This window comes from Acidovorax sp. Root217 (assembly GCF_001428645.1).
Taxonomy (GTDB): domain Bacteria; phylum Pseudomonadota; class Gammaproteobacteria; order Burkholderiales; family Burkholderiaceae_C; genus Acidovorax.
The window spans coordinates 273-6,440 of record NZ_LMIH01000009.1 but is presented as its reverse complement, the minus strand read 5'-3'; the positions used below and the strand labels follow the sequence as shown (position 1 = coordinate 6,440).

Genomic DNA, 6,168 nt, shown 5'->3' with positions numbered 1-6,168 from the left:
CTGGGGGCGTCCCCCTCCCGCATTGCGCAGCAATGCGAGAGAGGGGTGAAGGCGCGAAGCGACACAGGGGGTGCTTCATAATTGCTTATGGCCATCCCCACCGATCCCTCCGTCATCACCCACGGCATCCAGCTCGCGGTGGCGCCCGTGTTCTTGCTCACCGCCGTCTCCGGCATGATCGGCGCCGTGGCCGGCCGGCTGGCGCGCATCATCGACCGCGCCCGCGTGGTGGAAGACCGCGCCCGCGCCAACAACGACCCCGAGTACACCGCCCGCGCCTATGCCGAGCTGGGTGACCTGCGCCTGCGCGGCCGCCTGGCCAACGGCTGCATTGCGCTGCTGACCTTCTGCGCCTTTCTCATCGGCATCACCATCATCCTGCTGTTCCTGGGCGAAACCTTCGACTACCAGGCCAACCGCCTGGCCATCGCGGGCTTCCTGGCCGGCGTGGCCTCGTTCCTGTTGGCGCTGGTGTGCTTTCTGGCCGAGACGGTGATGGCCACGCGCTTGCTCAACTTCCACATGCTGCAAAAGGAAATTGGCGCCAACCCCGCCGATACCCCTCTGATCGTGCGGGAGCCGAAGTGATGGCCCCCGCCCCCAAGAAGTCCCTGGCCGACCTCGGCAGCCTGGGCGGCCTGGTCTATTCCACCGACACCGGCCGCATGTGCCCCGACTGCCGCCAGCTCATCGCCCAGTGCGTTTGCAAGGAGCTGGCCAAGGCGGCCGCGGTGCCTGCCGGTGACGGCATCGTGCGCGTGTCGCGCGAGACCAAGGGCCGTGGCGGCAAGGCCGTCACCCTGGTCAAGGGCGTGCCAGTGGATGCCGCCGCGCTCGACCAACTGGGCAAGCAGCTCAAGGCCGCCTGCGGCAGCGGCGGCACGGTGAAGGACGGCGTGATCGAAATCCAGGGCGACCACGTGGACCGCGTGATCGCCGCGCTGCAAAAGCTCGGCCACAAGGTCAAGCGCGCGGGCGGCTGAGGGAGTGCATGCGATGGACGCCGAGAAGCTGCAACGCCTGGTCACCACCGAGATGCCCTACGGCAAGCACAAGGGCACCTTGCTCGCCGACCTGCCTGCCAACTACCTCGGCTGGTTTGCGCGCGAGGGATTCCCGAAAGGGGAGCTGGGGCAGTTGCTGGCGCTGATGTATGAGATCGACCATAACGGGTTGGCGGATCTGCTGAGGCCGCTGAGGGGGCGGTGAGTGCATGCAGGTGGATCACATCAGCCGATTCCGGGGGGCAGCGATGTTCATGACAAGAAATCCGGTGCCCATGCAAAGTTCATCTCTGCAGTGGCACGCGCTTGTTAACATCTCCCCCAAATGATCAAGCAAGTGAACGATTCGGACCAGATCTCGCGGCTTGTGCTGCGCGGTTACAAGTCCATTGCCGAGTGTGACCTGGACCTCGGGCGGCTCAACGTGCTGATTGGTGCCAACGGTGCAGGCAAATCCAACTTCATCGGTTTTTTCCGCCTCATCAACCGTATTCTGGATCAGCAGTTGCAAGCAGCCGTCGGCGTTGCCGGTGGGCCAGACGCGCTGTTGCACTTTGGCCGCAAGAAAACGGAGGATTTGCACGCCGAACTGTACTTTGGCAATAACGGTTACCGCTTTACCCTTCAGCCGACCCACGACAATCGGATGATGTTTTCCCACGAAGCTTTGTGGTGGAACCAGCATGGCGAATGGCGGGCGAGCTCGGGTCATTTTGAGACCTATGTAGAAAACCAGAAGAAGCACACTCGCATCTACGGCTTCGTGGTGCCTGCAATGCGTAGCTGGCGCCTGTATCACTTCCATGACACGAGCGGCAGCGCTGTGGTCAAGCAGATCCACAACATCAAGGACAACGAGTATCTTCGCGAGGATGCGCGCAACCTCGGGGCCTTCCTGCTACGGCTGAAGAATCATCACGAGGAACAATACCTGCGCATCGTCAAGACCATTCGCTTGGTGGCGCCGTTCTTCGGAGATTTCCACTTGCGGGCGACGGTGGATAACAAGGAGAAAATCCAGTTAGAGTGGACAGAGCAGGGGCAGGATGAACCTTTCTCTGCCAGCGCTTTGTCCGATGGCACCCTGCGCTTCATCTGCTTAGCCACCGTGCTGCTGCAGCCCGAAGAATTCATGCCCAAGACGGTTCTGATTGACGAGCCGGAACTGGGCTTGCACCCATTTGCCATCAACGTACTTGCTGGATTGATGAAGTCTGCCTCGCAGGAGCACCAGTTGATCATCTCGACTCAGTCGGTGGAACTCGTCAACGAGTTTGAGGCGGAAGACCTGATCGTTGTCGATAAGCGAGGGGGGGCCTCCACTTTCAAGCGGCCTGATACAGACGCGCTGGCAGAGTGGCTGATTGATTACAGCCTCGGCGATTTGTGGAAAAAGAATCTTCTTGGTGGGAGACCTGGGCGATGAGCCGTGTCTATCTGCTGGTAGAAGGGCAGACGGAAGAAGCCTTCGTCAATGAGTTGCTGGTGCCTTACTACGCGAGTATGGGCCTCTATTTGACGCCCATCATTGTCAGCACCAGTCCAGGTCATAAAGGCGGCGTGGTCCGGTACGCCAAAATCAGGCCGCAGATCGAAAGACTTTGCAAGCAGGATCCGGCGGCACGCGTCTCCACGTTGTTCGACCTCTACGCGTTGCCGGCGGACTTCCCTGGCAAGAGCAGTCCGGCCTACCCGGCCACTGGAAGCGGGCGGCGCAAGGCGGAGTTCCTGGAAGAGCAGTTGGCCAAGGATGTTGCCCAGCACAACTTCATTCCCAACTTGCTGGCGCATGAGTTCGAGGCGCTGCTGTTCACGGATATCGGTGCTTTCGAGGTGTGGACGGATGATGATCGGTCATTGGACCCGCTGCGTGCAGCGCGAAGGAGCTGCGCGCCGGAAGATATCAATGACGGTCCAAATACTGCTCCCTCCAAGCGCATCCTGGCTGCGATGCCTGCGTACCAAAAAACCGTCCATGGGCCTTTGATTGCGTGTGACATAGGCTTGGATGCCATTCGCACCGCGTGTCCTCACTTCAACAACTGGCTGGCCGCGATTGAGGATTTGGCGCAAGGCGAGCTTCATCCTCTGTAATTCGCAACTGGCGCATGGCCGCAAATCCGCGCGCTCACGTGCCCGCAGCCCAAAGCACCGGGAACAACGCATGCACCATGGCCGCCCCTGCTGGCAACTTGTCCACCAGCCCCGGAAAATCCGGCGAGGTCCTCCACCGCCGTGGTGCATGGGTGATGTCGTCGCCAATCATGCGCACCGAGAACACGCGGCGCCGGCGCCCGGGTTCCAGGCCGGCCGAGGCGTGCAGCGTGAGCATGTTGAAGGCAATCGCGTCGCCAGGCTCCACGGCCCAGCCTCGGATGTCGTAGGCCGCGCGGTCGGCCTCGATGTCGGGCAGGTCGGCCAGGGCGCCCTCGGGGAACCATTTCGCCTCGTTGCTCATGAAGGTGCGCGGCATCAGCCAGGGGCCCCGGTGCGAGCCGGCCACCAGCTCCAGCGTGGAGGCGCGGGAGACAGGGTCGACGGGGATCCAGAAGCTCACGTTCTGGCTGCCCTCGATGTTGTAGTAGGGCTGGTCCTGGTGCCAGGGCGTGCGCTGGCGCGTGCCCGACTCCTTGGTCAGCATGTGGTCGTGGTACAGACGGATCTTGCTGCTGCCGGTGAGCTTGGCTGCGATCTCGGGCAGGGCGGATTGCGAGATCACGTCCCAGTACGCGGGTATCTCCTGCCAGTTGCAGAAGTCCTCGATGAAGAAGCCCGGGTCGTCGGCGCGGCTGGCCACCTTGGCGCGCGGGCTGGGTGCGGCCAGGTTGGTGTCGATGCCCTCGCGCAGCCGCTCGACCTCGGCGGGGCGCAGCACCCCGCGCAGGCAGACCACGCCATCGCGAGCAAACTTCTCGGCCATGGCGCTGGCGGGGGACTGTGCGTTGAATTCGCTGGGGTGGTTGGTGGGCATGGTGTTCGTTTCCTGGGCTGGTGCGGGCAGAATCAGTCTAAATTGGTCAGATTCAATCAAATACGCCTGTTCGGACAAGCAATCAGTGAAGCCAGACAAGATGAACCTCCCCAAGGCCGCTCGCCAGCCCGCCGCGCAGGCGACAGCCATGCCGACGATGCTGTTCAAGGTGGTTCATCTGCAGCCCGGCGGCGCCGACCCGGCCGATAGCCATGCGGCAGGGCAGTTCGTGCATGCGCTGTCTGGCGTGATCGAGGTGGGCATGGGCGGGCAGGTGTTCCTCGCGCCGCCGCAGTACGGCGTGTGGATACCGCCGCACCTGGAGCATGTGTCGAGCAACCGCCATCAAGCCAGCTACGCCACAGTCTATGTGGCTGAGGCGCTGTGCGCCGCACTGCCGCGCCAGCCCTGCACCATGGTCATCAGCCCGCTGATTCACGCCGTGCTCGATACCTTGCACAGCCGTGGCATCGATGTGCCGCGCAGCGCCCCCGACCAGCGCCTGTTCGAGGTGCTGCTGGACGAATTGCGCGTGGTGCCCGGCCATGACAGCTACCTGCCCACGTCGCAGGACCCTCTGCTCGGCCGCGTGCTCGACGCGCTGCAGGCCAGCCCCTGGGACGGCCGCTCGCTGGCCGACTGGGCGGCCACGGTGCACACCACTGAGCGCACCCTCGCGCGGCGCTGCGAGCGTGACCTGCACATGCCCTTTGGCGAATGGCGCCAGCGCCTGAAGGTGGTGCGCGGCATCGCGCTGCTGGAGGCCGGCCGTGCGGTCAAGGACGTGGCGCTGGAGCTGGGCTACAGCGCGCCCTCGGCCTTCATCGCCATGTTCCACAAGCAGTTGGGCATGACGCCGCAGGCCTATCTTCGGCAGAAGAAGGCAGGTTGATGGAACGCGCTCAGGTCTTCGCGGTGCTGTCGCTGGCGGCGCGCTTTGACTTCGGCGCGATGAACCCGGTGGACAGCCCCACGCCGCAGACGATGACGCCCGCGCAGACCAGCATCCACTGCGTGATGCTTTCATCGAGAAAGACCACCCCGTAGAAGGTGGCGAACACCGGCAGCAAAAACGTGACCGTGAGCGCGCGCGCAGGGCCCGCGCGCTCGATCAGGCGAAAGAACAGGAAGTACGCCACGCCCGTGCACAGCACGCCCAGCGCCAGGATGGCCAGCCAGGCCCGCAGCGAGGGCATGTGCTGGGGCCAGTACACGATGGCCGGCACGACGAGCAGCAGCGATGCGCCGATCTGGCTGCCGGTGGCCGTGGCCAGGGGTGGCACGCCGGTCAGGTAGCGGCGTGTGGCGCTGGCGGCGATGCCGTAGCACAGGCAGGCCAGCAGGCACGCGCCGATGGCCCACAGCGCGGCGTTGTTGTTATTGCCCGCGCCATCGCCATGGCGCAGCCCGGCATTGCCACTGGCCAGCATGACCACGCCCGTGAAGCCGATGGCCAGACCCGCCAGCCGCCAATTGTCCGGCCGTTCGCGGAACCACACCCAGGCCACCAGGGCCCCGAACATTGGGGCCGTGGCATTGAGCACCGCCGCCAGGCTGCTGTTGATGGTGAGCAGCGCAAAGCTGAACAGCGCAAACGGCAGGCCCGAGTTGAAGACACCGATGCCCATGGTGGCGCGCCAGTGCTGCACCAGCGCAGCCCCTTGGCCGCGCAGCATCATCAGGGGAAATAGGAACAGGGCGCCGATGCTGACCCGGGCCGCAGCGGTGGGCAGCGCCCCGAACTCGGCGGCGCCCATGCGCATGAACAGGAAGGATGCACCCCACAGCGCCGCCAGCAGCACGAGGTCGATCACCCAGGCCTTGGTGTTGTTGCTGTTGTTGTTTGCCTGTTGCGGGGCCGGGGTCGTTGTTGTGGTCATGGGGGTCGCTTGTTGCGCAGGCTTTGTCTGGAGGGCCTGCGTGCGATTGGGCGCCAGATCGGCGGTGTCATTGATGCTGTTTTTTCACCAATGGCGGATGGTTTGTTCATCAATCAACAAAGGCGTGAAGTGTGAAATAGATCACATGCATTCTTTGGGGCCAGGGCTATGATTTATTCGTCGACCCGCTGTGGTCGGCTCCTCCCCCTTGTGCAAGCAATTTGCCCGCCTTCGTGCGGGCTTTTTTTTGTTCCTGTGGTGCGTTGGGTGTTTTACGGCTTTTCGGTGCTGGTTGCTGTGTGCATTTGTGGAG

At 63.5% G+C, this 6,168-nt stretch carries 8 protein-coding genes; 6 read left to right on the top strand and 2 right to left on the bottom strand.

Features of this window, described 5'->3' with window-relative positions; translation table 11 throughout:
* Window positions 1-87 precede the first annotated feature (87 nt).
* The 5 genes from ASE31_RS08085 to ASE31_RS08065 all read left to right on the top strand — a co-directional run bounded on the left by ASE31_RS08085 (window position 88) and on the right by ASE31_RS08065 (window position 3,098).
* A complete protein-coding gene (locus ASE31_RS08085) occupies window positions 88-588 on the top strand; it encodes a DUF2721 domain-containing protein (protein ID WP_057201092.1) in 501 nt (166 codons plus the stop codon).
* Window positions 588-983 (top strand): translation initiation factor Sui1, encoded by a 396-nt coding sequence (locus tag ASE31_RS08080; RefSeq protein ID WP_057201090.1) that lies wholly within the window; start codon window positions 588-590, stop codon window positions 981-983. The genes ASE31_RS08085 and ASE31_RS08080 overlap by 1 nt, the downstream gene beginning before the upstream one ends.
* Window positions 984-996: 13 nt before the next feature.
* Complete coding sequence (locus tag ASE31_RS08075; protein ID WP_057201089.1) at window positions 997-1,209, top strand: DUF3820 family protein; 213 nt, start codon at window positions 997-999, stop codon at window positions 1,207-1,209.
* Between the two features lie 120 nt (window positions 1,210-1,329).
* Window positions 1,330-2,430 carry an AAA family ATPase gene (locus tag ASE31_RS08070; RefSeq protein WP_082604071.1) on the top strand — a complete coding sequence of 367 codons (1,101 nt, stop codon included), beginning with the start codon at window positions 1,330-1,332 and terminating at the stop codon, window positions 2,428-2,430.
* Window positions 2,427-3,098 (top strand): DUF4276 family protein, encoded by a 672-nt coding sequence (locus ASE31_RS08065; RefSeq protein WP_057201088.1) that lies wholly within the window; start codon window positions 2,427-2,429, stop codon window positions 3,096-3,098. The genes ASE31_RS08070 and ASE31_RS08065 overlap by 4 nt, the downstream gene beginning before the upstream one ends.
* Before the next feature lie 34 nt (window positions 3,099-3,132).
* Here ASE31_RS08065 and ASE31_RS08060 read toward each other — a convergent pair whose 3' ends face one another.
* Complete coding sequence (locus ASE31_RS08060) at window positions 3,133-3,975, bottom strand: phytanoyl-CoA dioxygenase family protein (RefSeq protein WP_057201086.1); 843 nt, start codon at window positions 3,973-3,975, stop codon at window positions 3,133-3,135.
* 100 nt (window positions 3,976-4,075) lie between these two features.
* Here ASE31_RS08060 and ASE31_RS08055 point away from each other — a divergent pair, with 100 nt between their 5' ends.
* Window positions 4,076-4,867, top strand: coding sequence for a helix-turn-helix domain-containing protein (locus tag ASE31_RS08055; RefSeq protein ID WP_082604075.1), 792 nt, complete (start codon window positions 4,076-4,078; stop codon window positions 4,865-4,867).
* A gap of 10 nt (window positions 4,868-4,877) precedes the next feature.
* Here ASE31_RS08055 and ASE31_RS08050 read toward each other — a convergent pair whose 3' ends face one another.
* Window positions 4,878-5,855 (bottom strand): DMT family transporter, encoded by a 978-nt coding sequence (locus tag ASE31_RS08050; RefSeq protein WP_057201084.1) that lies wholly within the window; start codon window positions 5,853-5,855, stop codon window positions 4,878-4,880.
* Window positions 5,856-6,168: the final 313 nt, after the last annotated feature.